This is a genomic window from Kitasatospora sp. NPDC032757, assembly GCF_055579305.1.
Genome location: NZ_JBVINN010000032.1, coordinates 16523 through 39287 on the forward strand (window position 1 = coordinate 16523; position 22765 = coordinate 39287).

The window sequence follows — 22765 nt, forward strand, 5'->3', positions numbered from 1 at the left end:
GTGGCCGCGCGCCGGCGGCAGGCCTGCGCCGGACGTGACCGCGCCCGGCGCCGGCCGCCCCCGCGCTGCCGTCCCCTTCCACCACCTCCTTCGTACGGCTCCCCTCGACCCGGAGGAACGCCTCCCATGTTCGACACAGTTCTGGTCGCCAACCGCGGCGAGATCGCCGTCCGGGTGATCCGCACCCTGCGGCGGCTCGGCGTGCGCTCCGTCGCCGTGTTCAGCGACGCGGACGCCGACGCACCCCACGTCCGCGAGGCCGACACCGCCGTCCGGCTCGGACCGGCCGACCGCAGCGACAGCTCGGCCGCCGAGACCTACCTGCGGACCGACCAGATCCTCGCCGCCGCCCGCCGCACCGGCGCCCAGGCCGTCCACCCCGGCTATGGCTTCCTCGCCGAGAACGCCGCCTTCGCCCGCGCCTGCGCCGACGCCGGCCTGGTCTTCATCGGACCTCCTCCCTCCGCGGTCGAGCTGATGGGCGACAAGATCAACGCCAAGGAGGCCGTCCGCGCCGCCGGCGTGCCGGTCGTCCCGGGCAGCCGGGCGACCGCGCCCACCGACGGGGAACTCGTCGCGGCCGCCGAGGAGATCGGCTACCCGGTGCTGCTCAAGCCGTCCGCCGGCGGCGGCGGCAAGGGCATGCGCCTCGTGCGGGACCCCGCCGACCTGCCGACCGAGATCGCCGCCGCACGGCGGGTCGCCCGGACCGCCTTCGGCGACGACACGCTCCTGCTGGAGCGTTGGATCGACCGGCCCCGCCACATCGAGGTGCAGGTGCTGGCCGACGCCCACGGCACCACCGTCCACCTCGGCGAGCGCGAGTGCAGTCTGCAGCGCCGCCACCAGAAGCTGATCGAAGAGGCACCCTCCGTTCTGCTCAATGCCGAGACCCGCGCCGCGATGGGCGCCGCGGCCGTCCGCGCCGCGGAGTCCTGCGGCTACACCGGGGCCGGCACCGTGGAGTTCATCGTCCCCGGCATCGACCCGGACTCCCCCGCCCTCGCCGAGGGGGTACGGGACTTCTTCTTCATGGAGATGAACACGCGTCTCCAGGTGGAGCACCCCGTCACCGAACTCGCCGTCGCCGTCACCACCCCGGCCGCCGGACCGGCCGCCGCCCAGACCGGGCGACTGGACCTGGTCGAGTGGCAGGTGCGGATCGCCTCGGGCGAAAGCCTCACCTTCTCCCAGCCGGACATCTCCTTCCTGGGCCACGCCATCGAGGCCCGTATCTGTGCCGAGGACCCGGAGCGCGACTTCCTGCCCACCGGCGGACGCATCCTGGTCCTGGACGAGCCGCAGGGCGAAGGCATCCGGGTGGACTCCGGTGTCACCGCGGGCACCGTCATCACCAGCGCCTACGACCCCATGCTCGCCAAGGTCATCGCGTACGGGCCCGACCGCCCGACCGCGCTGCGCCGCCTCCGTGCCGCGCTGGCCGACACCCGGATCCTCGGCGTGACCACCAACACCGGCTTCCTGCGGCGACTGCTCGCACACCCCGAGGTCACCGCAGGCCGACTCGACACCGGACTGGTGGAACAGACGGCCCAGCAGCAACCCGCTCTGCTCGCCTCGCCCTACTCGCCTGCGTGCTCCGACTCCTCCGCCGCCGACCCGGCGGAGACCGCGGACATCACCGGCTCCCGGCCCGCCGAAGCTCCGACACCCACCCACCTCCTCTACTACGCGGCCGCACTGGCGCGGCAGCTGGACCTCACCCCCGCCACCGACGGCGGCGGCTGGACCGACCCCTTCTCCCTGCCCTCCGGGTGGCGCCTGGGCGGCGAAGCCGCCTGGACCACCCACCGACTCCGCGCCCCCGGCCAGGACCCGGTGTCGGTGCGCATCCGCCCGATCACTGCGAGCAACGTAGCCGAGGGCACTGACATTCCCCCGGGCGTCACTCCCGAGGTGGACATCCGACTCGGCTCCGGACCGGCCCACCGCGCCCGGGCCGTGCGGACCGGCGACCGCCTGCACCTCACCGTCGACGGCCTGCAGACGACCTTCGCCCTGACCACCGACGACGCTCCGGGCCGGCCCGGCGGGCCCCTCGGCGGCCCGGTCACCTGGCTCGGGATCGACGGCGACGCGTGGCCGGTGCACGCCTACGACCCCGTCGGCGAGAGCACCGCCGTCGGCGCCGCCCATCACGGCGGCCTCACCGCCCCGATGCCCGGCACCGTCACGGTCGTGAAGACCACGCTCGGCGAACAGGTCCGCCGGGGCCAACCCCTGCTCGTCCTGGAGGCCATGAAGATGGAACACGTGATCGCCGCCCCGCACGACGGCACCGTGAGCGAGCTGCGGGTCGCCGCCGGGGCCACCGTGGCGATGGAGGAGCTGCTGGTCGTGGTGGCCCCGGCCGAGGACGGCCCGGCGGACGGGTCGGCCGACGGCGGGGCGCTCGGCGCGGTCGCGGCCGAGGTGCGGTCATGAGCACCGCCGCCTCCCCCGCGCACGAGCCCGACGCGCTCGACCTGGGCCTGCCGGACCCCGTCCGCTCCGCGGGCCTGCCCGCGGAGGTCCGGATCCACGAGGTCGGACCGCGCGACGGACTGCAGAACGAGAGCGCACTCGTCCCCGTCGAGGTCAAGGCCGAGTTCATCGCCCGGCTCGCGGCCGCCGGGCTGCGCACCGTCGAGACGACCAGCTTCGTTCACCCGAAATGGGTACCCCAGCTCGCCGACGCCGAGGAGTTGGTGCCCCGGCTCGCCGGACTGCCGGAGCGTCACCCCGGGCTGCGCCTGCCGGTACTGGTGCCCAACGAGCGCGGGCTGGACCGCGCGCTCGCCCACCACGCCGCCGACATCGCGGTGTTCGCCAGCGCCACCGAGACCTTCGCCCGCCGCAACCTCAACCGCTCGGCGGACGAGGCGATGGCGATGTTCCGGCCGGTGGTGGAACGGGCCACGGCGGACGGGGTCCGGGTGCGCGGCTACCTCTCGATGTGCTTCGGCGACCCGTGGGAGGGCCCCGTGCCCGCCGATCAGGTGGTCGGCTTCGGCGTGCGGCTGCTGGAGATGGGCTGCACCGAGCTGAGCCTCGGCGACACCATCGGGGTGGCCACCCCGGGCCAGGTCACGGCACTGCTGGAGGGCTTCGCCAAGGCCGGCGTGCCGGTCGGCAGGCTCGCGGTGCACTTCCACGACACCTACGGCCAGGCGCTCAGCAACACGCTCGCCGCACTGCGCAGCGGCGTCACCACCGTCGACGCCTCGGCGGGCGGCCTCGGCGGCTGCCCCTACGCCAAGAGCGCCACCGGCAACCTGGCCACCGAGGACCTGGTGTGGATGCTGCACGGCCTCGGCATCCGGACCGGCGTCGACCTCCGCGCCCTGGTCGCCACCAGTGGCTGGATGGCCGAGCGGCTCGGCCGCCCCAGCCCGTCCCGCACCGTCCAGGCACTGCTCGGCGCGAACCGGGGCTGACGCGCCGGCGGCCCGGCTCCCAGCGCCCCCTCGTAACTCCACGCGCCCCTCTGCGACTTCCGTTGTCCCCGCGACGGTCCGGCGCCGGCCGGAGCCCTGCCCGGCCGGCGCCCGCCGCGCACCACCCCTTCTCTCTCCGCGCTCCGTACGCCGGTCACACCATCCGACCGGCGTGCGGTCATCCCGATCACGCCCGCGGCCAACCCGGCCGGGCCACAGGAGGATCACCATGCTCGATCACCGGCTGAACAGCGAGTACGAGGAACTGCGGCGCACGGTCGCCGAGTTCGCCCAGGACGTCGTCGCGCCGAAGATCGGCGAGTTCTACGAGCAGGGCGAGTTCCCCTACGAGATCGTCCGGGAGATGGGGCGGATGGGCCTCTTCGGCCTGCCGTTCTCCGAGGAGTACGGGGGCATGGGCGGCGACTACTTCGCGCTCTGCCTCGCCCTGGAGGAGCTCGCCCGGGTCGACTCGTCGGTCGCGATCACCCTGGAGGCCGCGGTCTCGCTCGGCGCGATGCCGATCTACCGGTTCGGGACCGAGGAGCAGAAGCGCGAGTGGCTGCCCCGGCTGACCTCCGGCGAGATGCTCGGGGCGTTCGGCCTGACCGAGCCCGAGGGCGGCTCCGACGCCGGCGCGACCCGCACCACGGCGCGGTACGACGAGGCCACCGACGAGTGGGTCATCAACGGCACCAAGTGCTTCATCACCAACTCCGGCACCGAGATCACCGGCCTGGTCACCGTCACCGCCCTCACCGAACCGCTCGCTCGTTCGAGTGAAGAGGGTGAATTCTCCTCGCCACAGCGCGAAATCTCTTCCATCATCGTGCCTACCGGAACCCCGGGGTTCCAGGTGTCGAAGAAGTACTCGAAGGTCGGGTGGAACGCATCCGACACCCGCGAACTGTCCTTTACCGACTGCCGCGTCCCCGCGGCCAACCTGCTGGGCGAGCGTGGCCGCGGCTACGCCCAGTTCCTGCGGATCCTCGACGAGGGCCGCATCGCGATCGCAGCCCTGGGCACCGGCCTGGCCCAGGGGTGCGTCGACCAGTCCGTCGCCTACGCCGGTACGCGCCGCGCCTTCGGCCGGCCGATCGGCGCCAACCAGGCCATCCAGTTCAAGCTCGCCGACATGGAGATGCGCGCCCACACTTCCCGCCTGGCCTGGCGGGACGCCGCCTCCCGGCTGCTGCACGGCGAAAAGTTCAAGAAGGAGGCCGCGATCGCCAAGCTGTACTCGTCCGAGGCCGCCGTCGACAACGCCCGCGAGGCAACCCAGATCCACGGTGGGTACGGCTTCATGAACGAATTCCCGGTCGCACGTTTCTGGCGCGACTGCAAGATTCTCGAAATCGGGGAGGGCACGTCCGAGGTCCAGCGCATGCTCATCGCCCGGGAGTTGGGCATTCCCTCCTGACGCCGTTCCCATCCTGAAGAGGCTCGTTCTCCGATTCTCCGGCTGCCCGGACTGCCGACCCCTACCTCGGCCGATTCCGGGTCCGTCGGAGAATCGGGGCGGCCCACGCGCCTACGCGGCGCACCGGGCTGCACAGGCCACACATGCCACGCGAGGCTGACGGGCCGCATGTCAGGCCGTCAGGGGATCACGATCACCGGGCGGTTGGCACGCCGGGCCAGCCGGCCGGAGACCGAGCCGAAGATCTTGCCGAGCAGGCCGTGGGTGCTGCCGACCACGATGGCGTCGGCGGCGTACTCGCGGCCGACCTCCTCGATCTCATGGCAGATGTCGCCACCCCGCTCGACCAGGATCCAGGGGACGCCGGCGAGGAAGTCCGCACAGGCGAGCTCCAGACCGAGGACCTCGGTCCGGTGGTCGGGGAGGTCGACGAAGACGGGAGGTTCACAGCCGGCCCAGACCGTGGCGGGCAGGCGGTTGGCGACATGCACGATCACCAGGCCGCACTGTGAGCGACGGGCCATGCCCACCGCGTAGGCGAGGGCGCGCTCGCTCGACAGGGAGCCGTCGAAACCCACCACCACACCGTGCTGGAACGCGGGATCACAGGAACGGACCGGCGCGTCCTGGAGCTCCGGCACGCCCGACTCACTGGGCAGGCCCGGGGCCTTCGGGTGCTCGGCACCCGGGCCCAGCCGGCCCGTCACCGCCGACTCCGCAGGGTCGGCCCGGTGCTGGTCCCGTCGCTGGCGGGAGCCGGGGCGACCCCGGCGCGCGATGTTGCGAACAATGCGGGAGAGAGCCCGAGCGTCCACGGCGACCGGCTCTCCCCCCGGACCTCCGCCGACACGGCCGTCACCACCGACTCCACCGGCCGCTGCGCCCATGCCACGGACAGCGTCCGGCTCAACCGGTCGGGAGGACTCAATACCAGCCATGGCTCAAGGCTCTTCGAGGGAGATGGGCCGACAGGAGAGGACAACGCTGCCCGGACAGCAGGGCCGCCCACGGGACGACGTCGGTCTGCGCCGAGCACCACCGTTTGTGACCTATTTCCTTTCAGAATACGACGGGCGGGAGCCTCAGCACAGCGGCGAAGCCTCCGACCGCCATTGTTCCCGCTAACGGAGGATGCGCCCGCAGGCCGCAGTGCGCCCCCGCCCGCGAACGATTGCGCCCCCTCTGGCAACGGGAGGTTCTCTGGAGCTTGACTGAGCGGACCGGGCGACGCAACAGGCCACCGGGACACCGTGACCGGACTGTCATGGATCGACAACGATCGGTTGCCACCCGTCACTGGCCGCTGTTCCCAAGATGGGGTTGACCCGCCGGCGCTCCGGCGGCGCCGGCATCCGTTTCAGCCAATTCACACGGGTTCGCGACGGCGTCTGGCATTTGCCAAGTGCATACGCGCGGCCGCTGGCACCATGCTCAGCATGCCCCTGCTCCTGCTCGACCTCGACAACACGCTGCTCCCCAGGGATGCCGCTTTCCGGGCCTGGGCTCAGGATTTTCTGGCCGAACGAGGGCTGCCGCCCGGCGACCTCGACTGGCTCGTCACCATCGACGGCGGCGGTTACGTGCCGCGCAGCACCGTACTGTCCGCCACGCAGCGCCGCTACGGGTTGGACGACTCCCTCGAATTCCTGCTCGCGCACTACCGACGTGGCATCAACTCCCATATCCACTGCCCGTCCAGGCACGTCGAAGCGCTGCAGGCCGCGCGCGCGGCCGGGTGGACGCTCGGCATCGTGAGCAACGGCGGCACCCGGCCCCAGCTGGAGAAGATCCGCCGGACCGGGCTTGGTCCGATGGTCGACGGCTGGGTCATCTCGGAGGAGGCGGACTGCATCAAGCCGGACCCGCTGATCTTCGAGATCGCCGCGCAGCGCTGCGGCATCGCACCCACCGGCAACTGGGCCGCGGAGACCTGGATGATCGGGGACCACGCCCCCGCCGACATCGCGGGGGCGGAGCTGACGGGGCTTCGCAGCGTCTGGCTGCACCACGGCCGCCCCTGGGCCGAACCGGGCTACCGGCCGACGCTCAAGGCGGCCGGCCTGCCGGAGGCCGTCCGGCTGGTCCTGTCCGCGCGCAGCGCGCCGGGGCCGCGGCCGGGGATCCGGGCGGGCGGGGCGGACCGCCGAAGGGCCGCGGGCGCGGCACCGGGGAGCCTCTGGTCCCGGAACGGGACTGTGGCGGCGCTGCCCGGCGCGCGGTCCGGCGCACAGTTCCCGCCGTCCGCCCAGGACGGCCCGCGCGCGCCTGTTCCCGTGCACGGACCGGACGGCGGCGCTCCGGGCGCGACGGCGGAGGTCGGTGTCCGAAACCGTTCCGGCGAATTTGCGGTCAGCGACGACGGTCGCTCCGCCGGCACCGGGCTGCCCGGCACCGCGGACCGGTCGGCGACGGCGGGCCGGTCGGGATTGGCGGACCCGTCGGGTACGCGTTCGGACCGGTCCGGGCTCCATCCCGACCGCCCCATCGCGACCGGCGCCCCTGACTCGAGCGTCGACGCCGCCACTGCCCAACCCGCCACTGTCCAAGCGGCCGCCGAACTCCCCGCCTCCGGGCACGCCACTTCCGGCCACCCTGCTCGGACGAGGTTCGTCAAGCCGCAGGCGTGGTTCGGCCCGCGTCCGGCCGCGCCTGCGGTGGAAGCCGCGGCGGTCTCGCCGTGACCCGGGACCTCCGTGGCCGGGTCTCTGGCCGGCAACCGCGGGAGCGCAGCTCGGCACCGAGCCGGACCGGCCGACCGGCCACCTGACAGGCCCACCGGCACGTCAACGTGCCGGCCGCCGAGCTGCCGACCCGTCGCACCCCCGCCCCGCCAACCCCGCCTCGCACCGCACCGCACCACCCCGCCGGCCCGCCACCCCGCCGGCCGCGGAGTCGCTACGCGTCCGAGGGGTCGGTGAGCGTCCACCAGTGGGTGCGGCCCCACTCGGTGAAGCCGAGCTTGCGGTACAGCGGTTCGCCGAGCTGGGTGGCGACCAGGGTGGCCGGGCGGTCGGGATGCGCGGCGGCCAGGGCGGTCTCCAGAACGGCGCGCGCCACACCGCGAGAGCGGTGGTCGGGGACCGTCGCAACCCAGTACACGCCGGTGGCCCGGCCGTCGTCGTAGGTGAGGCAGGCGCCGGCCGGTGCACCGTCGATGCGGCCGAGCCAGGCCCGGAGGCCCGGCTCCCGGAGGAGTTCCGCGGGCAGCATCCCGCCCCGGGTCCAGGGCTGGTGGGCCTCGATCGGGAAGCCCTCGACCACTGCGTGCTCGACCTCGGCGAAGCCGTCGGCGTCCACCACCTCATCGACCGTCAGAGGGCCGCCGCCCTGGTCGCCGGAGCGCGGGAGCGAGCTGGGCAGGGGTGCGTCGAGCGGACCGGGTTCGCGGACCATCACGGCCATGCCCCGGCCGTGGCCGCAGCCGTGGCGCGTCATGTCCAGGCGGCCGTAAGGGTCTTCCAGGGTGAGCCGGACGGTGGACCACTCGCGCAGGAGGGCCGCCAATTCGTCTTCGAGGGGTGCGGAATCGCCGTAGGGGCGGGTGATCACGATGCGGTGGGCGTCGTCCGGCGAACGGTCGCAGCGGACGGCGGTGAACCGGGGGTCTATGAGCTGCTGCCAGCCGTGCGCACGGGCTTGGGCGAGCCAGAATGCGGCGGCGTTGTCGTTGGCCTGTTCGAGCCGGCTGATGTTGTCCACGCCTGGACGGTAGCGCGGGCCGCCGATCGTCGCTCTGCCGCCCCGGCACTGGCCGGATGAAGCCAGGGAGGCGCACGGTTCGACCAACGTGCGCCCTCCTGTGCACCGCCTATTTTCAGTCAATCTCACGCGGCTCCCCCGGCCTTGGGCAAAGTCGCAGCCCAGACCCGCCGGCCGGGCGCGCCGAAGCCGGACGCCCCAGGACCGGTCCCGCGACAACCAGCCACCGTTGCACCGGCCCCCTTCCCAGAAGGGTCGACGGGTGCCACGCTTCGTGATCGAATGCATCACGCCAAATTGCCATGTCGACATAGCGTCGGATGGTGAACTTGTCACAACGGCAACGGTCCACCCGATAGATTCGATCTTGGCTAGCAGTGCCGCACCACCACACCACACCACCGAGGGGGCTTGAGCGCCTTGAGCAGGGTGAGCAGGAGCGACGCGGGTCCTGACAGCGGCCAGGCCGTGGCCGGTATCACGGGTCGTTCCCCGAGAGCCACCGGCGCCTCGGCCATCGCTGCCAACCCCCGTTCCTCCAGCACCTCCAGCGCCGCCCCGTACCCCTCGTACACCTCTGCGGCCGCCTCCGCCCCTTCCGCATCAGCGGCCTCCGCGGCATCCGGTTCCATCGGAGCGCCGGGCTTTCCGGTGGCCACGGAGCAGGGTGGACGGACCGTCAGTCGACCGGCCGTCAATCCGTCTGCCGCTCACGGCGGCGGGCCGGGCGGCCACTCCGGCCAGTCGCTTCCCGGCCATCCTGGTGCTCCGGGCCACGGCCAGAACCACGGCCAGTACGGCGCCCCGAGCCACAGTCAGGGCGGCCAGGACGCGGGGTTCCCCGTCTACTCCGGCGGCCCCGCACCCGGCTCCCCGTCCACGGGCCTGACGCCCGGGGGCATGGCGGGCGGCGGCATGGCGCCCGGCGGCGCGTCCGGCCCGCTCGGACTGGGCGGGACGGGCCACGGCCCGGCCGGTCACGGCGTCGGCGGCGGACCAGGTGCGACCGGCTCCTCGGCCGCCGTGATGGCCGCCGCACCCCGGAAGCTGTCCGGCCGGCGGCGACGCGAGACCGTCGCCGTACTGATCTTCGGCGGCGCCCCGATCTTCGAGAGCTCGATCCCGCTCTCCGTCTTCGGCGTCGACCGCCAGGACGCCGGGGTCCCGCGCTACCGCCTGCTGGTCTGCGCCGGGGAGGAAGGGCCGCTCGCCACCACCGGCGGCCTCACGCTCTCGGCGCCGTACGGGCTGGAGGCGCTCGCCCGGGCGGGCACGATCGTGGTGCCGGCCTGGCGCTCGATCTCGCAGCCGCCGCCGGTCGAGGCGATCACCGCACTGCGCAAGGCGCACCACGAGGGCGCGCGGATCATCGGGCTCTGCACCGGTGCGTTCGTCCTCGCGGCCGCCGGCCTGCTGGACGGCCGCCCGGCGACCACGCACTGGATGTACGCGCCCACCCTGGCCAAGCGCTACCCCCGGGTCCACGTCGACCCGCGCGAACTCTTCGTCGACGACGGTGACGTACTGACCTCGGCCGGCACCGCCGCCGGTATCGACCTCTGCCTGCACGTGGTGCGCAGCGACCACGGCGCCGAGGCGGCCAACGCGCTGGCCCGCCGGCTGGTGGTGCCCAGTCGGCGCAGCGGCGGCGGACAGGCCCAGTACATCGATCAGTCTTTACCGGAGGAGATCGGCAACGACCCGTTGGCCGAGGTGGTCACCTGGGCGCTGGAGAACCTCAACCAGCAGTTCGACGTCGAGGTGCTGGCGGCCCGTGCCTACATGAGCCGCCGGACCTTCGACCGGCGGTTCCGGACGCTGACCGGCAGTGCCCCGCTGCAGTGGCTGATCACCCAGCGGGTGCTCCAGGCGCAGCGGCTGCTGGAGACCTCGGAGCTGTCCGTGGACGACGTCGCCCGCCGTTGCGGGTTCCGGTCGCCGGTGGCCCTGCGCGGGCACTTCCGGCGCCAGCTCGGGGTCTCGCCGGCCGCGTACCGGACCAGCTACCGGGCCCGTCGCCCTGGGCCGGCGTCGCTGGCCCAGGCTCCGTCGCACCCGGGTGACCTCCGGCTGGCCGGGGCCGCACCGCAGTCGGCGGGAGCGCATGCCGCGGCTGCCGCCGCCGCGGCGGGCGGGGCGCTGCTCGGACAGCCCGGGCAGCACGGTCCGGCAGGCCAGCCGTCCGCGCATCCGCTCGGGGCCGGCAACGCCGGGCACCCGGGCCAGCACGGTCCGCTGGGGCAGCACGGGCAGCCGTCCGCCCCGGGGTACCACGCGCGCGCCGCGCAGCCGTACCCGCACCAGCAGGCGTCGCACCCGTCGCACCCCGGCCAGCCGGTGGCCGGGCGCGGTCCGGGACGGCCGCCGCTGGTTCCGGCGCAGGCCGGGCCGGGGGCGGGCCGTCCGCCGCGCACGGCGGAGCACGCCGCAGCGGAGGACGGTCACCCGCAGCCGGGCGCCCGCGGTCAGGGGCAGGGGCATCGCAGTACGGCCGAGCGACCGTCGGACGAGGGCGGCGGGACCGGTGCCACCGGAGTCGGCTCCGGCGGCGCGGCCGGCAGCCGGGGTCATGGTTCGGCCGCCGGCCGGATGCCGGCGCCCTCGACTTCGGGGACGCCGGAGGGCCGGGCCCGGCAGGGCCGCGCTCCGCAGGTCCGTCCGCAGGGCGGCCGCGCCGGAGCCCCGGACGGCGTCCGGGAGCCGCGCGACCCGCGGACCGCTCGGGACGGCCACCAGGCGCACCCGGCCCACCCGGTGGGCCAGGCCGACCAGGCCGCACCGGCCCGAGAGACGCACGAGCCGGACGGCCACGGCCAGGACGAGCACGCCGCGGAGGGCTGCGCCCCGGCGCCGCGCTCGGCTCCTCCGGTGCCCGCGGCGCGTGATCGCGCCGTAGGGTGAGTGGCGTGAATGACCGTTTGGTATGGATCGACTGTGAAATGACAGGCCTCGACCTCGACCGGGACGCCCTGGTCGAGGTCGCGGCACTGGTGACGGACTCCGAGCTGAACGTCCTCGGCGAGGGCGTGGACGTCATCATCCGCCCGCCCGCCGAGGCGCTGGCGAACATGCCCGAGGTGGTGCGCACCATGCACACCTCCTCCGGTCTGCTCGACGAACTGGAGCACGGCGTCACGCTCGCCGAGGCGGAGGCGCTGGTCCTCGCGTACGTCCGCGAGCACGCGCCGGAGGCCGGGCGGACGCCGCTCTGCGGGAACTCGGTGGCGACCGACCGCGGCTTCCTGGCCCGGGACATGCCGGCCCTGGAGGGCCACCTCCACTACCGGATCGTGGACGTCTCCTCGATCAAGGAGCTGGCCCGCCGCTGGTACCCGAGGGCGTACTACAACAGCCCGCAGAAGGGCGGTAACCACCGGGCGCTCGCCGACATCCGCGAGAGCATCGACGAACTGCGGTACTACCGCGAGGCGGTGTTCGTCCCGCAGCCCGGTCCGGACTCCGACACCGCGCGGGCGATCGCCGAGAAGTACCAGGCGCCGACGGACTGACCCTCCCGCCCGGGCCCGGCGGCGGCCTCGGTCCGGGGCCGCCGGGGGGCCGGGGAGGAGGCCTCCACCGCCCGGCCGGAACCCTGGCGCGAGCACCCTCTCGGATCCTGTAGAGTTCTTCCTGTCGGAACGGGAACGCGAAGAGCGGGAACGGACCGGACAGATGGTGGGTGTAGCTCAGTTGGTAGAGCACCTGGTTGTGGTCCAGGTGGCCGCGGGTTCGAGTCCCGTCACTCACCCCAGAGCCTGAGGGGCCGATCTCTTCAAGAGATCGGCCCCTCAGGCGTTTTCGCGTTCCCTCACATCACCCCCCACCCTCAGGGCCCTCGGTGTCCCGACGTCCCGGTCGGGCTCTCGGCAAGAGATCTGCCAACAGGTCTGCCGCCCGAAGCTACCTGCCAGTAACATTGCCGCCATGACCACACCTTCGATCGGCCAGCTGCTCGACTCCACCGTGCCGATGGCACACACCCTCAAGCTGGAGTACCTGGAGACGACGCCGGAGCGCGCCGTCCTCCGGCTGCCCGACCAGCCCGAGTACCACAACCACGTCGGCGGGCCGCACGCCGGCGCGATGTTCACGCTCGCCGAGTCCGCGAGCGGCTGCATCGTGCTGGGCGCCTTCGGTGACCAGCTCTCGCGCGCGGTGCCGCTCGCGGTCAGCGCCGAGATCGCGTACAAGAAGCTGGCCATGGGCGCCGTCACCGCCACCGCGGTGCTGGGCCGTCCGGCCGCCGACATCGTCGCCGAGCTGGACAAGGGCGAGCGGCCGGAGTTCCCCGTCACCGTCGAGATCACCCGCGCCGACGGCGCTGTGACGGGCGTCATGACCGTCATCTGGACCCTGCGCCCCAACTCCTGACCGCCACACGGGCAACCGGCCCCGGGCCTCGGGGCCGGCGGGTCGGCGGGTCGGCGGGTCGGCGGGTCGGCATCCGGGATGATGACTGTCCGTGACGGCCGCCGTGACCTCACGGCCCGTCCGCTCGTTCTCGATTCACGTGCGAGCCAATCACGCGAGCAAGGCCCTGGAACCCGCCCGACGCGCCGTCGGCGGCGGCGCACGGCGCGCGGGCGGCCGGTGGCTGCCCCGGCCGCGTGCCGTCGCAGCGGGCGGGGCGCTCCTCGCTCAGCTCTGGGGGCTGGGGGCGCCCGGTGCGTACGCGGCGACGACCGATCCGCTGCCCGGCCCGGTGAGCCGCACGGTCGGGCGGGCACTGGGCGACGGGCAGAGCGCGGACGGGCAGAACGCGGACGGGCGGACCACCGGGGCGCCGGCCGCCCCCGGGCAGGCCGCCGACGGGGAGTCAGCCGGACGTACCGCCGGAACGGGCCGGGGGGCCGGCGACTCGCCCGGACCGGGCCCGGCGGCGCACGAGGGGCAGCCGCGGCACTCCCCGGGCCAGGCCTCCTCGCCGGGGCTGCTCGGTCAGCTCGCCGACGCGACCGGCGCTGTCCCCGCGCCCGCACCCGTCCCCGGCCTGGACGCGGTCACCGCACCGGTCGGCAGCGCGCTCCAGGACCGGATCAGGGCGGGCGACCTGCCACTGCCGGGCCAGCGGGCCTCCGTCCCGGACGCGTTCGCGATCGCCTCCGGGCTGCTCGGGACCGCCCCCGCACAGGATCGCACCACGTCGGCACGCGCCTCCCGGACCACCGACAGCGACTCCGCCGAAGCATCGGCGACGGCCGACCCGTCCGGGACCGCCACGGCACGGTCCGTCCCGCCCACCGCCGGGCAGCACGGACCGGCCGCTCCGCCACCCGCGCCCGAGGACGCCGGCCTGCGGGTCCGGAGCGCCGGACAACCCGGCCCCGGTGACGCCGAGGGCACCCGGGCCACCGCGCCGGGCCGGTCCGCCCCGCACGAGGACCTCGCGCTGACCGGCGCGCTCGCCGCTCCGGCCGGCCACGGGCTCGCGGGCACCGGGACGGCCGTCCTCGCGCCGATCGCGGCGGGGCTGCTGCTCACCGGCGCCGCGATGTGCAAGCACCGGGGCCTGCCACGCGGCCACTGAGGTCACCGAGGTCACCGAGGTCACTGCGGCCCTTCCGCCGCTTGGACGCCGATGCCCGGGCCCCCGGCGCCGGCCACCGGCCCACCGGGGGCCGTCAGTGCGCGGCGGTGATCTCCAGGGCGAGCAGCGGCAGTTCACGGCCCGGTATCGACTCGGACGGGGTGGTGCCGATCCGGGTGGCCCCCATGGCGAGGTAGAACGGCTCGGCGTACGGGTCGGCGTCGATGGTGAGCCGGCGGAAGCCTAGGGCCGTGGCCTGCGCCCGCAGGTGCTCGACCAGGCGCCGGCCGACGCCCCGGCCGATGGTGTCGGGCTCGACGAAGAGCATGCCCAACTCACCCTGCGGGGGCGCCCCGACGAGGGTGATGAAGCCCAGCACCCGGCCGCCGTCCTCGGCCACCGCCGTCCGGCGCCGCTCGATCCCGGCGGCGTCCAGGGTCAGCTCCTCCCGGCAGGCCTCCAGGAACGCCTCGTCGTAGCCCCAGTACGCCTTGGACCGCAGGGCGAGCGCGCTGAGCTGCTCCGCCTCGTCCGGCCGGGCCGGTCTGATCCGCACGCCACACCCCTCCCGCCTGCTCCGTCCGTCCGGATTCCGGACGGACGGGCCCATTCTCGGCATCCGCCCGTCGCGCACCAAACGATTTACCGGGCGCACGGCGGGCGCCGGACGTCGGGTGGACGTGCGCCCCGGCCGAGCCTGCCCGCCAAGGGGCCGGCGGCCGTGCCGCGCCCAGGGCGGAGCCGGTCGGGCGGAGCTCAGTGGAAGACCTCCGGTGGCGGGGCCGGGGAGGGTGCTGCGGTGGCGTCGGTGGCCGGGACGGCGCCGGCGGCGAAATCGGCCAGGGCCCGGCCGTGTTCGACCCGCCCGAGGGCGGCGTCGGAGGCCACCTTGCGGCCCAGTTCGGCGAGCGGGAGCGGGGCGTGGGCGGCGGCCAGGATCAGGTTGCCGAATCGCTTGCCGCGCAGCACCGCCGGATCGGCGACCAGGCAGACTTCTGGGAAGACCGCACCGAGGGTGGCGATCTGCGAACGGGCGAACGGCAGCGCCGAACCGTCGGCGATGTTCACCGCGTACCAGCCGCCGGGGGCCAGGGCCCTGGCGGCCAACGTGGTGAACTCGACGGTCGTGCAGTGCGCCGGCACCCGGGCCCCGGAGAAGACGTCGGCGATCACCAGGTCGACGGTGCCCTCCGGGGTCCGCTCCAGGACGCTGCGGGCGTCCGAGCCACGCACCTTGATCTGCCAGCCGCGCTCCAACGGGAGTTCGGCACGGACGAGTTCGGTGAGCGCGGTGTCGATCTCGGCGACCTGCTGGCGGGAGCGCGGGCGGGTGGCCGCGACGTAGCGGGCCAGCGTGAGGGCGCCGCCGCCGAGGTGCAGGACGGTCAGCGGACGACCGGACGGGGCGACCAGGTCGATCAGGTGGCCGAGCCGGCGCTGGTACTCGAAGCCCAGATGGGTCGGGTCGGCGAGGTCGACCATGGACTGCGGGGCGCCGTCGATCAGCAACGACCAGGCGGAGGGGCGGTCGCGGTCGGGGCGGAGTTCGGCGAGCCCGGAGTCGACGGGGCGGGTGAGCGGGCCCTGGGCATGCGTCCGGCCACCGGGGCCGGTGGCCGCCGGCTCCGGCTCCGCCGCCGTACGGCCCCTGTCGGTGCTGCGGCCGGCTCTGCTGCTTCGTCCCATACCGGCCATTATCGCCGGACCGGCGGAGGGCTCCGCAGCCCGGCGGGGGGAGGCCGAGGGCTCGGCGGCCGGTGTCAGAACGGGCCGAGGCCGCCGGCGGTCAGTGTGCAGGCCGCCTCGCAGAGGGCCGACCGCAGGACCCAGGCGTCGGTGGGGCGGACAACGGGGTCGGGGCCCGCCGGAGGCATCACCCAGCGCGGGTCGGCGGCGGGAACGAGCAGGGCGCCCGCCGTACAGGAGCTGCCGGGCAGGTGCCACGTCTCCGCGGTGCCGGCGGGGACGAAGAAGGAGACGGCGCTGCCGTTGCGGCTCTGCAGCACCGCGCCGCAGGCCCGGCGCAGCCGCAGGATGTCGACCGCCTCCAGGCCGTGCCGCAGGGCGACCGTCACGGTGTCGCAGCCGGTGACGACCACGGCGTCGCCGTTCGTGGCGAGGCGGCGGAGCGGCCCGCCGCCGCCGCACGGGCCGCGGCCGCCCTCGACGGGCCCGCGGCCCTGACCGCGGTCGTCGGCCGGTTCGGGCAGCAGGGCGGGGGCGGCGGCGAGCACTCCTCCGGCGACCAGGCGGTGGTACTGCGGTACTCCGGTGGCCATCATGGGCCCTCCTGTCACCTCGTCCGATCGGAAGCCCCGCCGCCCGGCGGGTGGGGGGCCGCCGCTACGGGCGGCGCGCCGGAGCGGTGGCCGGGGCTTCCTCGTACCAGGACAACGGCGAGGGCGCGTTCCAGGCCACGGGGCGCCTTACAGCAAGGCATGGCATTTCATGGCAGATCCCGGCAACAGCGACCGATTTGACCGTAATTGACCACAGATCATCCGCAAACACGCTGTGGCCGGTCGGTGACTCCCGGTACTGTCGGTTGCGTGCCCGGTGGTCCATCCGGCCTCACCGGGCCCACCCGAAACCCGGGCCGGGCCCACACGCACCCCTGGCCCGCCGGCGCCGCACCCCTTCGGCCCGCCCACGGCCGAACACCCTGCCCCCGACCCCCCGGCATCCACAAGGCGAAATCCCCGGCCGAACCCGCCGAACCCCGCCGAACCCGCCCGGTCCCACCGCAGTCCCCAGCCGAGCCGAGTCCACCGTCCGCAGGATCGACACCCAGCACGACCACCCCAGTACGACCACGGAGCGCACCATGGCAGCCACCCCACCGGCCGAGCCGAACCGCCCGTCACCCAACACCGTGATACGCGCACTGCGCGGCGACCGTTCGCCGGGCGAGTTCGCCCTGGCCGTGCGCCGGGCCGCCCGCGAGATCGGCGAGCACGTCTCCTGCGACGCCCGCTACGTCGGACGGGTCGAGTCCGGCGAGATCCGTTGTCCCAACTACGCATACGAGCGGGTCTTCCGGCACATGTGGCCGGACCGCTCGCTGACCGAACTCGGGTTCTCCCCCCGCACCGCCGTCCGCCGCCGCTCAGCGGACGGCGGCGGGGAACCCGTGCCGCCCCCGTTCCACCCGCAGTTCCCGCCCCTGCCCGCCCCGCGCTCGCCGCTCCCCGCCCAACTCCCGTACGCTGCCTCGCCGTATGCGGAACCACCCCCACCGGACGAGCCCCTGCTGCCGAGGCCCGCGGCGCCGCCTCGGGGGCCCGCTGGACCGCACCATTTCGACGAGGAGAACGACGACGTGCGTCGCCGTACGTTCCTGGCCGGCGGCTCCGCCGCGCTGGCCACCGTGATCGGCATCGACCCGCCGGCCGAAGCCGCCACCGCCCCACCCGCCCACACGGTGTCCTTCCCGGCCGCACCCGGCGCCGGGAAGAGCCCCGCCGGCGCGTTCATCCCGGCCCAACCGCGGCCCGGGGCAGGCCGGTTCGACGCCGGCCCCGCCCTGTTCGACCCCGGGTCCGCCTTCGTACCCGGCCGGCCCGGGCCGGTCCCGCCGCCGCGCAAGGTCGGTGCGGCCGAGGTGCTCGGCGTCGAGCAGGCCGTCCGGGAGATCCGGCTGGCCGACGACGCCCACGGCGCCGACGCCCTGTACGAACGGGCCGGGCAGTCGCTGCGCACCGCGTACGTGCTGCTCAACGAGGGCGACTACAGTGCCGAGACGGAGCGAAGACTCCAGGCCGGCGCCGGCGAACTGGCCATCTCGGTCGGCTGGTTGGCGCACGACTCGAACCGGCTGGCGGACGCCCGCTCGCTCTACGCCGAGGCGCTCGCCACCGCCCGGATGGCGGGTGACGCCGCCCTGGAGGCGCACGTTTTCTGCAACAGCGCCTTCCTCGCCCGGGACGCCGGCCGTCCGCGCGAGGCGCTGCGCGCCGCGCAGGCCGGGCAGGCCGCCGCCCGGAACCTGGACTCCGACCGGCTGCTCTCCCTGCTCGCCATGCGCGAGGCCGGCGGCTGGGCGCTGCTGCAGGACCGGTCCGGCTGCGAACGGGCGCTCGCCCGGGCGTACCGGCTGTTCGACCGCGGCCCCTCCGAGGCCGACCCGGAGTGGATGTCCTTCTTCGGCGAGGCCGAGATCGCCGGGCTGCAGTCCCAGTGCTGGTCCGCCCTCGGCGACTGGGACCGCGCCAGCGAGCAGGCCGGGCTGGCCATAACGCTCCAGGAGCCGCGCTTCGTACGCAACCGCGTGCTGTACACCGCCGAACTCGCGCACGACCGGCTCGGCCGGGGGGACTTGGCCGGTGCGGCCCACCACGGCACGGCCGCCGTGGCGCTGTTCGGCGAGGTCCGCTCGGCCCGGATCAGGAGCATGCTGGCGGACACCGCCGACCGGTTGCGCCCGCACCGGGGCGTCCCGGAGGTCGGCCGGTTCCTGGTCGACTACGACCTGGCGGCGGCCTGAGCCCGCACGTCCGGGCGGGACCGCCCGGCCCCAGCACATCCGGCCCGGGAACGCCCGAACGAGGAACGCCCGGACCGGGAACGCCCCGGGCCTTCCCCGGCGAGTCGTCGGGGAAGGCCCGGGGCGTCAGTGGGGCAGCGGCCGTGGATCAGGCCGAGGCGCTCCCTGCCGCGGCCCTTCAGACCTCAGTGCTTCAGGCCCTCCAGGTGGCCGAGGTCGTTCCAGACCTCGACCGCCGGCGCACCGTACTCCCACGAGAGGACGCAGAGCGCGGCCGTGCCGAGCTTGAAGCGCTGGGCGTACTCGGGCGGCAGGCCGAGCCAGCGGGCGGTCAGGATGCGCAGCAGGTGGCCGTGGGCGAAGAGCACCACGTCGCGGTCGGCGCAGTGCATGACGGTGGTGTCCGCTTCGGGCACACCGTGCTCGTCGTTGAGGTCGGCGAGGAAGGCGTCCACGCGGGCGGCCACGTCGGACAGCTTCTCGCCGCCGGGCACGCCGTCCCGCCAGATCAGCCAGCCGGGGTGGTCGGTGGCGCGGATGTCCTGGCCGGTCCGGCCCTCGTACTGGCCGTAGTCCCACTCCAGCAGTTCCGGCCGGTCCACGGCGCGGTCGCCGAAGCCGGCCAGGGCGCAGGTCTCCTTGGCCCGGTCGAGCGGGCTGGTGTAGACGAGGGCGTCCGGCAGGCCGTTCCAGGGCGCCTTGGCCAGGCGGGTACCGAGGGCCCGGGCCATCGCGCGGCCCTCCTCGGTCAGCGGGATGTCGGTTCGGCCGGTGTGACGGCCGGTGGCCGACCACTCGGTCTCGCCGTGGCGGACCAGCACGATTCGGGCGGGCATGGAGGCTCCTCGCAGCGGGGCGGCGGCAACGGTCGGTCTCACCATTGAGCACCGGGCTCCATGATCCCTCACCCGTGCGCCGCCCACGATCCCGGGCCGTCCACGATCCCGGGCCGGGTGTCACCCGGGGCGGCTGCCACCCCGGACACCACCTCGCCGGCCGGCCGTCAGCGACCCGCCTGCGCTCACCCGCACCCAGCTGCACCCACCAGCACCCACCCGCGTGCCGCGAGCGCACCACCACTGCCGTCCCGATACCGCCCGGAATCGTCACGCATGGCCGCGGATGGACGCCGATGGCCACGGATGGCCCGGGCCGGACCGGATTGTCGGACCCTGATGCGACACTGGGCCGCACCATGAACGTCTCGACGAACGTCCCGCCCAGCGGGCACTCTGAGCCGCTCGCCCAGCGGCTCGCCGAGCTGCGCGGTCCGGCGCCGCAGCGCAGCCTGACCGCCCGTGCCCTCGCCGCGCTCGCCGCCAATCCGGGCTGTCAGCGCCGCGCGGTGCTCGACGCCGCCGGGGTCGACAAGTCGGCCCTGGCCGCCCGGCTCGGTCGCCCCGCACCGTTCGGGCAGTCGCCGTTCGCCATCGCGCGCGGCGTGATCTTCGAGTCCCGGTTGAAGGAGGACGGCTACGCGGCCCTCCTGGAGCCGCTCCGCCGCCATCTCGGTCTCCCGGTGGAGGGCGGCGCCCCGCTCACCGTGCCCGACCTGCTGCGCCGCTCCGGCCCGGCGGTCCGGGCCGAGCGTACGGCGGCCGCGCTGGCCGAGGCGGCCGCCGACCCGGAGGCCTGGACGCTGCTGGACCACCCGCTGCTCCGGCTCGACGTGGCCGGCAGCACCGCCTACCTGGAGCCGGACGCCGTCGTGGTGCACGGCGGGCGGTGCACCGTGGTCGAGATCAAGTCGTTCCCGGTGCTCGACGGCAGCGCGGACCCGGCCAAGGTCGGTGCCGCCGCCCGTCAGGCCGCCGTCTACGTGCTGGCGCTCCAGGAGACGGCCGCCGCGCTGGCCGGCCGCCCGGTGGACGCGGACCCGTACGCCGAGCAGCGGCTGCCCGGCAGTCCGTGGCTGAGCGTGCTGCTGGTCTGTCCGAAGGACTTCAGCAACCGGCCGACCGCCGTCCCGGTGGACATCCGCCGCGAGCTGGCCACCACCCGCCGCCAGCTGAGCCGGATGACCGGCATCGGCCGGCTGCTGGACGCGCTGCCGCCGGGCGTCGGCTTCGACCTCGCACCCGGCGAGGACGGCGTGCCCGCCCGTTCCGGCGAGGAGCTGGCCACGTCGGTCGAGGCGGTGCCCGCCGCGTACAGCCCGGACTGCCTCTCCGCCTGCGAGCTGGGCTTCCACTGCCGCTCCGAGGCGCGCTGCGGGGACCGGGTCGAGCAGCTGGGCCGGGGGGTTCGCGGTGAACTGGGCACCATCCGGACGGTGACCGCGGCACTGGCCGCCGCCGAGGGCACGGCCGGCGCCGGCCGCGGCACCGGTCACGGCAGCGACCACGGCACCGGAGCCGACGAAGCCGACGCGAACGACGCCGAAGCCGACGAGGCCGCGGCCCGGCTGGCCTACGCCGCCGCGCTCCGTGCCGAGGCCCTGGGGCGCACCACCGCCCCGGCGACGCCGGCCGCGCCGACCGGGCCGGCGGCACCTCCCGGTGCGGCCATGGCCCTCACCCCGGCCGCACCCGGAGGTGCCGGATGAGCCTGCTCGGCACCCTCGCCCGGCTGGAGGCCGTCCGCAGCGGCCGGGCCGAGCCCCTGGCCACCGTCCGCCACCGGCACCTCTCCGAACGTCCGATGGTGCTCGTCCCGCTGACCGCCGCGGGCGAGGCGGGCGCGCCGCTGGCCGTGATGCTCGGCACCGACCCGTCCGCGCCCCGGCTGCACTTCGTCCCGCAGCCGCTCAACCGCACGCTGCGCTTCGACTACCTGGCCGAGGTGGCCGCGGACCTGCTGCCCTACCTGGAGTCCTTCGCCGCCGGGGTGGAGCAGATCGAGGGTTCCGAGAAGGACCCGGAGACCGGCGAGAAGACGCAGGTCTTCCGCGAGCTGTGCACCGACGCGCCGCAGCTGATCGTGCCGAACAGCGCGGGCGTGCACCACCTGTCCCTGATCGGCCGCTCGACCCGGTTCCGCCGCACGATCGAGGACGACGAGCCGGGCCCGTACCCGGCGCCGGCGCGGGTACCGCTGCTCGGCCGCTGGCTGACCCACCTCACCGATCGGGCCCAGGTACCCGGCTCCAGCCTGCTGCTGCCGATGACCGGTCTGCTCGCCCGGCACTGGGCGACCGGACAGAGCCACCTGGAGGACCAGCACCTGGCCGCCCGGCTGGCCTGGCACGCGCCGCCGCCCGGCCTGTCCGGCGCCGAGGCCGCCGAGCTGGCCGAGTCCGCCCGGGACGACCACGGCCGGCTGCTCCACCCGCCGGCCGGTCCGGCCACCGACCCGCGCTTCGACGAGCTGGTGCTGGGCCCGGCGATCGCCCGCTACGACACCGCCGCCGCAACCCTGCTGCACGATGCCGGAGGGCGGAGCGCCGCGGCCGCCGAGCAGGCCAGGGCCTCCGTCCGCACCGCGGTCGAGCAGCTGCGCACGGTGCTGGAGCAGGTGCTGCTGCCCACCTGGCACGACGTCTGGACCGGCCTGGACCTGCTCCGCACGCTGCCACCCGCCGGGCACCTGGAGGAGCGGTGGACGGGTGACCGCTGGTCCTACACCGGCCACCGGGACCGGCTGGCGGCCGGCGAGCCGCCGCAGCCCCGGCAGGACGACGCCGTGACGGCGGCCCGGAAGCTGGCGCAGCGCGAGCGCGAGCAGGCCCGGCTGGACGTCCAGGAGGCGCTGGACGACCCGCTGGCGATGGCCGAGCACCGGCTGGCCGGCGAGGCGTTCTCGGGCGTGGTGACGGAGGTGGTGCCGGACTACGACACGTCGGGCCGCTCGCCGAAGCCGCGCCCGCTGGTGACGGTCCGCACCACCGACCGGCCGCACGCCGACCTCGGCCGGGAGGCGCACCGCGTCCACGGGCCGAGCGCGCAGAAGGCGGTGATCGCGGCCGTCGACGAGGCCGAGGGCACCGTCACACTGCGGGTGCTCTCCGGGATGGGCCGCAAGAAGGAGCCCGAGCCGGGGAGCCTGCCCGAGCCGGGCGAGCGGATCACCTTCACGCTCTTCGAGCTGACGGTCCGCCAGTCCGCGCCGTTGCCCGAGCCGGACGACACCCCGTGGACGCACGGCGGCCCGCCCGGCACCGCCGCGCCCGCCGTCGTGCCGCCCACCGCGCCCGCGGCCGGTCCGGCCGTGGCCACGGCGGCCGCCGGCGCGTCCGCAGTCTTCGAAGAGTGGGAGTGATC

The 22765-nt window shown here is 74.9% G+C and carries 17 protein-coding genes, 1 tRNA gene and 1 pseudogene; 12 read left to right on the plus strand and 7 right to left on the minus strand.

The annotated features are described in order from the left end of the window. Nucleotides 1–126 precede the first annotated feature (126 nt). The 3 genes from ACZ5WK_RS28550 to ACZ5WK_RS28560 all read left to right on the plus strand — a co-directional run bounded on the left by ACZ5WK_RS28550 (nucleotide 127) and on the right by ACZ5WK_RS28560 (nucleotide 4857). Nucleotides 127–2445 carry an acetyl/propionyl/methylcrotonyl-CoA carboxylase subunit alpha gene (locus ACZ5WK_RS28550; protein ID WP_465551467.1) on the plus strand — a complete coding sequence of 773 codons (2319 nt, stop codon included), beginning with the start codon at nucleotides 127–129 and terminating at the stop codon, nucleotides 2443–2445. Further along, the gene (locus ACZ5WK_RS28555; protein ID WP_465551469.1) at nucleotides 2442–3437 is read left to right on the plus strand and encodes a hydroxymethylglutaryl-CoA lyase; all 996 of its coding nucleotides are present in this window, start codon (nucleotides 2442–2444) and stop codon (nucleotides 3435–3437) included. The genes ACZ5WK_RS28550 and ACZ5WK_RS28555 overlap by 4 nt, the downstream gene beginning before the upstream one ends. A gap of 229 nt (nucleotides 3438–3666) precedes the next feature. After that, nucleotides 3667–4857, plus strand: coding sequence for an acyl-CoA dehydrogenase family protein (locus tag ACZ5WK_RS28560; protein ID WP_405359915.1), 1191 nt, complete (start codon nucleotides 3667–3669; stop codon nucleotides 4855–4857). A gap of 179 nt (nucleotides 4858–5036) precedes the next feature. Here ACZ5WK_RS28560 and ACZ5WK_RS28565 read toward each other — a convergent pair whose 3' ends face one another. Next, entirely contained in the window at nucleotides 5037–5516 is a 480-nt protein-coding gene (locus tag ACZ5WK_RS28565) for a universal stress protein (RefSeq protein ID WP_465551581.1), read from the minus strand. 591 nt (nucleotides 5517–6107) lie between these two features. On the opposite strand from ACZ5WK_RS28565, the gene ACZ5WK_RS28570 reads away from it, so the two are divergent. Beyond that, a complete protein-coding gene (locus ACZ5WK_RS28570) occupies nucleotides 6108–7538 on the plus strand; it encodes an HAD family hydrolase (RefSeq protein WP_465551471.1) in 1431 nt (476 codons plus the stop codon). 214 nt (nucleotides 7539–7752) lie between these two features. Here the strand turns inward: ACZ5WK_RS28570 and ACZ5WK_RS28575 are convergent, their stop codons facing one another. Both ACZ5WK_RS28575 and ACZ5WK_RS28580 read right to left on the minus strand, forming a co-directional pair. After that, nucleotides 7753–8556 (minus strand): GNAT family N-acetyltransferase, encoded by an 804-nt coding sequence (locus ACZ5WK_RS28575; RefSeq protein WP_465551473.1) that lies wholly within the window; start codon nucleotides 8554–8556, stop codon nucleotides 7753–7755. 371 nt (nucleotides 8557–8927) lie between these two features. Next, nucleotides 8928–9215: a hypothetical protein gene (locus ACZ5WK_RS28580; RefSeq protein WP_465551475.1), complete on the minus strand. Its 288-nt coding sequence runs from the start codon at nucleotides 9213–9215 to the stop codon at nucleotides 8928–8930. Nucleotides 9216–9582: 367 nt separating this feature from the next. Between ACZ5WK_RS28580 and ACZ5WK_RS28585 the strand changes: the two are divergent. The 5 genes and pseudogenes from ACZ5WK_RS28585 to ACZ5WK_RS28605 all read left to right on the plus strand — a co-directional run. Then, nucleotides 9583–10582 (plus strand): annotated as a pseudogene (locus ACZ5WK_RS28585) (helix-turn-helix domain-containing protein); the annotation flags it as partial. 880 nt (nucleotides 10583–11462) lie between these two features. Beyond that, nucleotides 11463–12065, plus strand: coding sequence for an oligoribonuclease (gene orn, locus ACZ5WK_RS28590; protein ID WP_396322622.1), 603 nt, complete (start codon nucleotides 11463–11465; stop codon nucleotides 12063–12065). 166 nt (nucleotides 12066–12231) lie between these two features. After that, nucleotides 12232–12307 (plus strand) — tRNA-His (locus ACZ5WK_RS28595). Between the two features lie 173 nt (nucleotides 12308–12480). Further along, nucleotides 12481–12927 (plus strand): DUF4442 domain-containing protein, encoded by a 447-nt coding sequence (locus tag ACZ5WK_RS28600; RefSeq protein WP_465551477.1) that lies wholly within the window; start codon nucleotides 12481–12483, stop codon nucleotides 12925–12927. Between the two features lie 139 nt (nucleotides 12928–13066). Further along, entirely contained in the window at nucleotides 13067–14083 is a 1017-nt protein-coding gene (locus tag ACZ5WK_RS28605) for a hypothetical protein (protein WP_465551479.1), read from the plus strand. Nucleotides 14084–14177: 94 nt separating this feature from the next. Here the strand turns inward: ACZ5WK_RS28605 and ACZ5WK_RS28610 are convergent, their stop codons facing one another. The 3 genes from ACZ5WK_RS28610 to ACZ5WK_RS28620 all read right to left on the minus strand — a co-directional run bounded on the left by ACZ5WK_RS28610 (nucleotide 14178) and on the right by ACZ5WK_RS28620 (nucleotide 16365). Then, a complete protein-coding gene (locus tag ACZ5WK_RS28610) occupies nucleotides 14178–14639 on the minus strand; it encodes a GNAT family N-acetyltransferase (RefSeq protein WP_465551481.1) in 462 nt (153 codons plus the stop codon). Nucleotides 14640–14839: 200 nt separating this feature from the next. Further along, nucleotides 14840–15769: a spermidine synthase gene (locus tag ACZ5WK_RS28615; RefSeq protein ID WP_396322626.1), complete on the minus strand. Its 930-nt coding sequence runs from the start codon at nucleotides 15767–15769 to the stop codon at nucleotides 14840–14842. Nucleotides 15770–15843: 74 nt separating this feature from the next. Continuing rightward, a complete protein-coding gene (locus ACZ5WK_RS28620; RefSeq protein ID WP_465551483.1) occupies nucleotides 15844–16365 on the minus strand; it encodes a hypothetical protein in 522 nt (173 codons plus the stop codon). A gap of 542 nt (nucleotides 16366–16907) precedes the next feature. Between ACZ5WK_RS28620 and ACZ5WK_RS28625 the strand changes: the two genes are divergently transcribed. Beyond that, the gene (locus ACZ5WK_RS28625; RefSeq protein WP_465551485.1) at nucleotides 16908–18566 is read left to right on the plus strand and encodes a tetratricopeptide repeat protein; all 1659 of its coding nucleotides are present in this window, start codon (nucleotides 16908–16910) and stop codon (nucleotides 18564–18566) included. 185 nt (nucleotides 18567–18751) lie between these two features. Here ACZ5WK_RS28625 and ACZ5WK_RS28630 read toward each other — a convergent pair whose 3' ends face one another. Continuing rightward, nucleotides 18752–19402, minus strand: a complete 651-nt coding sequence (locus tag ACZ5WK_RS28630) for a histidine phosphatase family protein (protein WP_396322629.1) — start codon at nucleotides 19400–19402, stop codon at nucleotides 18752–18754. A gap of 359 nt (nucleotides 19403–19761) precedes the next feature. Here ACZ5WK_RS28630 and ACZ5WK_RS28635 point away from each other — a divergent pair, with 359 nt between their 5' ends. Together ACZ5WK_RS28635 and ACZ5WK_RS28640 are read left to right on the plus strand one after the other, a co-directional pair. Next, nucleotides 19762–21111, plus strand: a complete 1350-nt coding sequence (locus tag ACZ5WK_RS28635) for a hypothetical protein (protein WP_465551487.1) — start codon at nucleotides 19762–19764, stop codon at nucleotides 21109–21111. Then, nucleotides 21108–22763: a hypothetical protein gene (locus ACZ5WK_RS28640; protein ID WP_465551489.1), complete on the plus strand. Its 1656-nt coding sequence runs from the start codon at nucleotides 21108–21110 to the stop codon at nucleotides 22761–22763. The genes ACZ5WK_RS28635 and ACZ5WK_RS28640 overlap by 4 nt, the downstream gene beginning before the upstream one ends. Nucleotides 22764–22765: the final 2 nt, after the last annotated feature.

Bases quoted from the DNA above. Each gene is read 5' to 3' on its own strand.
- ACZ5WK_RS28550 (WP_465551467.1), top strand. From the start codon at position 127: ATGTTCGACACAGTTCTGGTCGCCAACCGCGGCGAGATCGCCGTCCGG.
- ACZ5WK_RS28555 (WP_465551469.1), top strand. From the start codon at position 2,442: ATGAGCACCGCCGCCTCCCCCGCGCACGAGCCCGACGCGCTCGACCTG.
- ACZ5WK_RS28560 (WP_405359915.1), top strand. From the start codon at position 3,667: ATGCTCGATCACCGGCTGAACAGCGAGTACGAGGAACTGCGGCGCACG.
- ACZ5WK_RS28600 (WP_465551477.1), top strand. From the start codon at position 12,481: ATGACCACACCTTCGATCGGCCAGCTGCTCGACTCCACCGTGCCGATG.
- ACZ5WK_RS28615 (WP_396322626.1), bottom strand. From the start codon at position 15,769: ATGGGACGAAGCAGCAGAGCCGGCCGCAGCACCGACAGGGGCCGTACG.
- ACZ5WK_RS28620 (WP_465551483.1), bottom strand. From the start codon at position 16,365: ATGATGGCCACCGGAGTACCGCAGTACCACCGCCTGGTCGCCGGAGGA.
- ACZ5WK_RS28625 (WP_465551485.1), top strand. From the start codon at position 16,908: ATGGCAGCCACCCCACCGGCCGAGCCGAACCGCCCGTCACCCAACACC.
- ACZ5WK_RS28630 (WP_396322629.1), bottom strand. From the start codon at position 19,402: ATGCCCGCCCGAATCGTGCTGGTCCGCCACGGCGAGACCGAGTGGTCG.
- ACZ5WK_RS28635 (WP_465551487.1), top strand. From the start codon at position 19,762: ATGAACGTCTCGACGAACGTCCCGCCCAGCGGGCACTCTGAGCCGCTC.
- ACZ5WK_RS28640 (WP_465551489.1), top strand. From the start codon at position 21,108: ATGAGCCTGCTCGGCACCCTCGCCCGGCTGGAGGCCGTCCGCAGCGGC.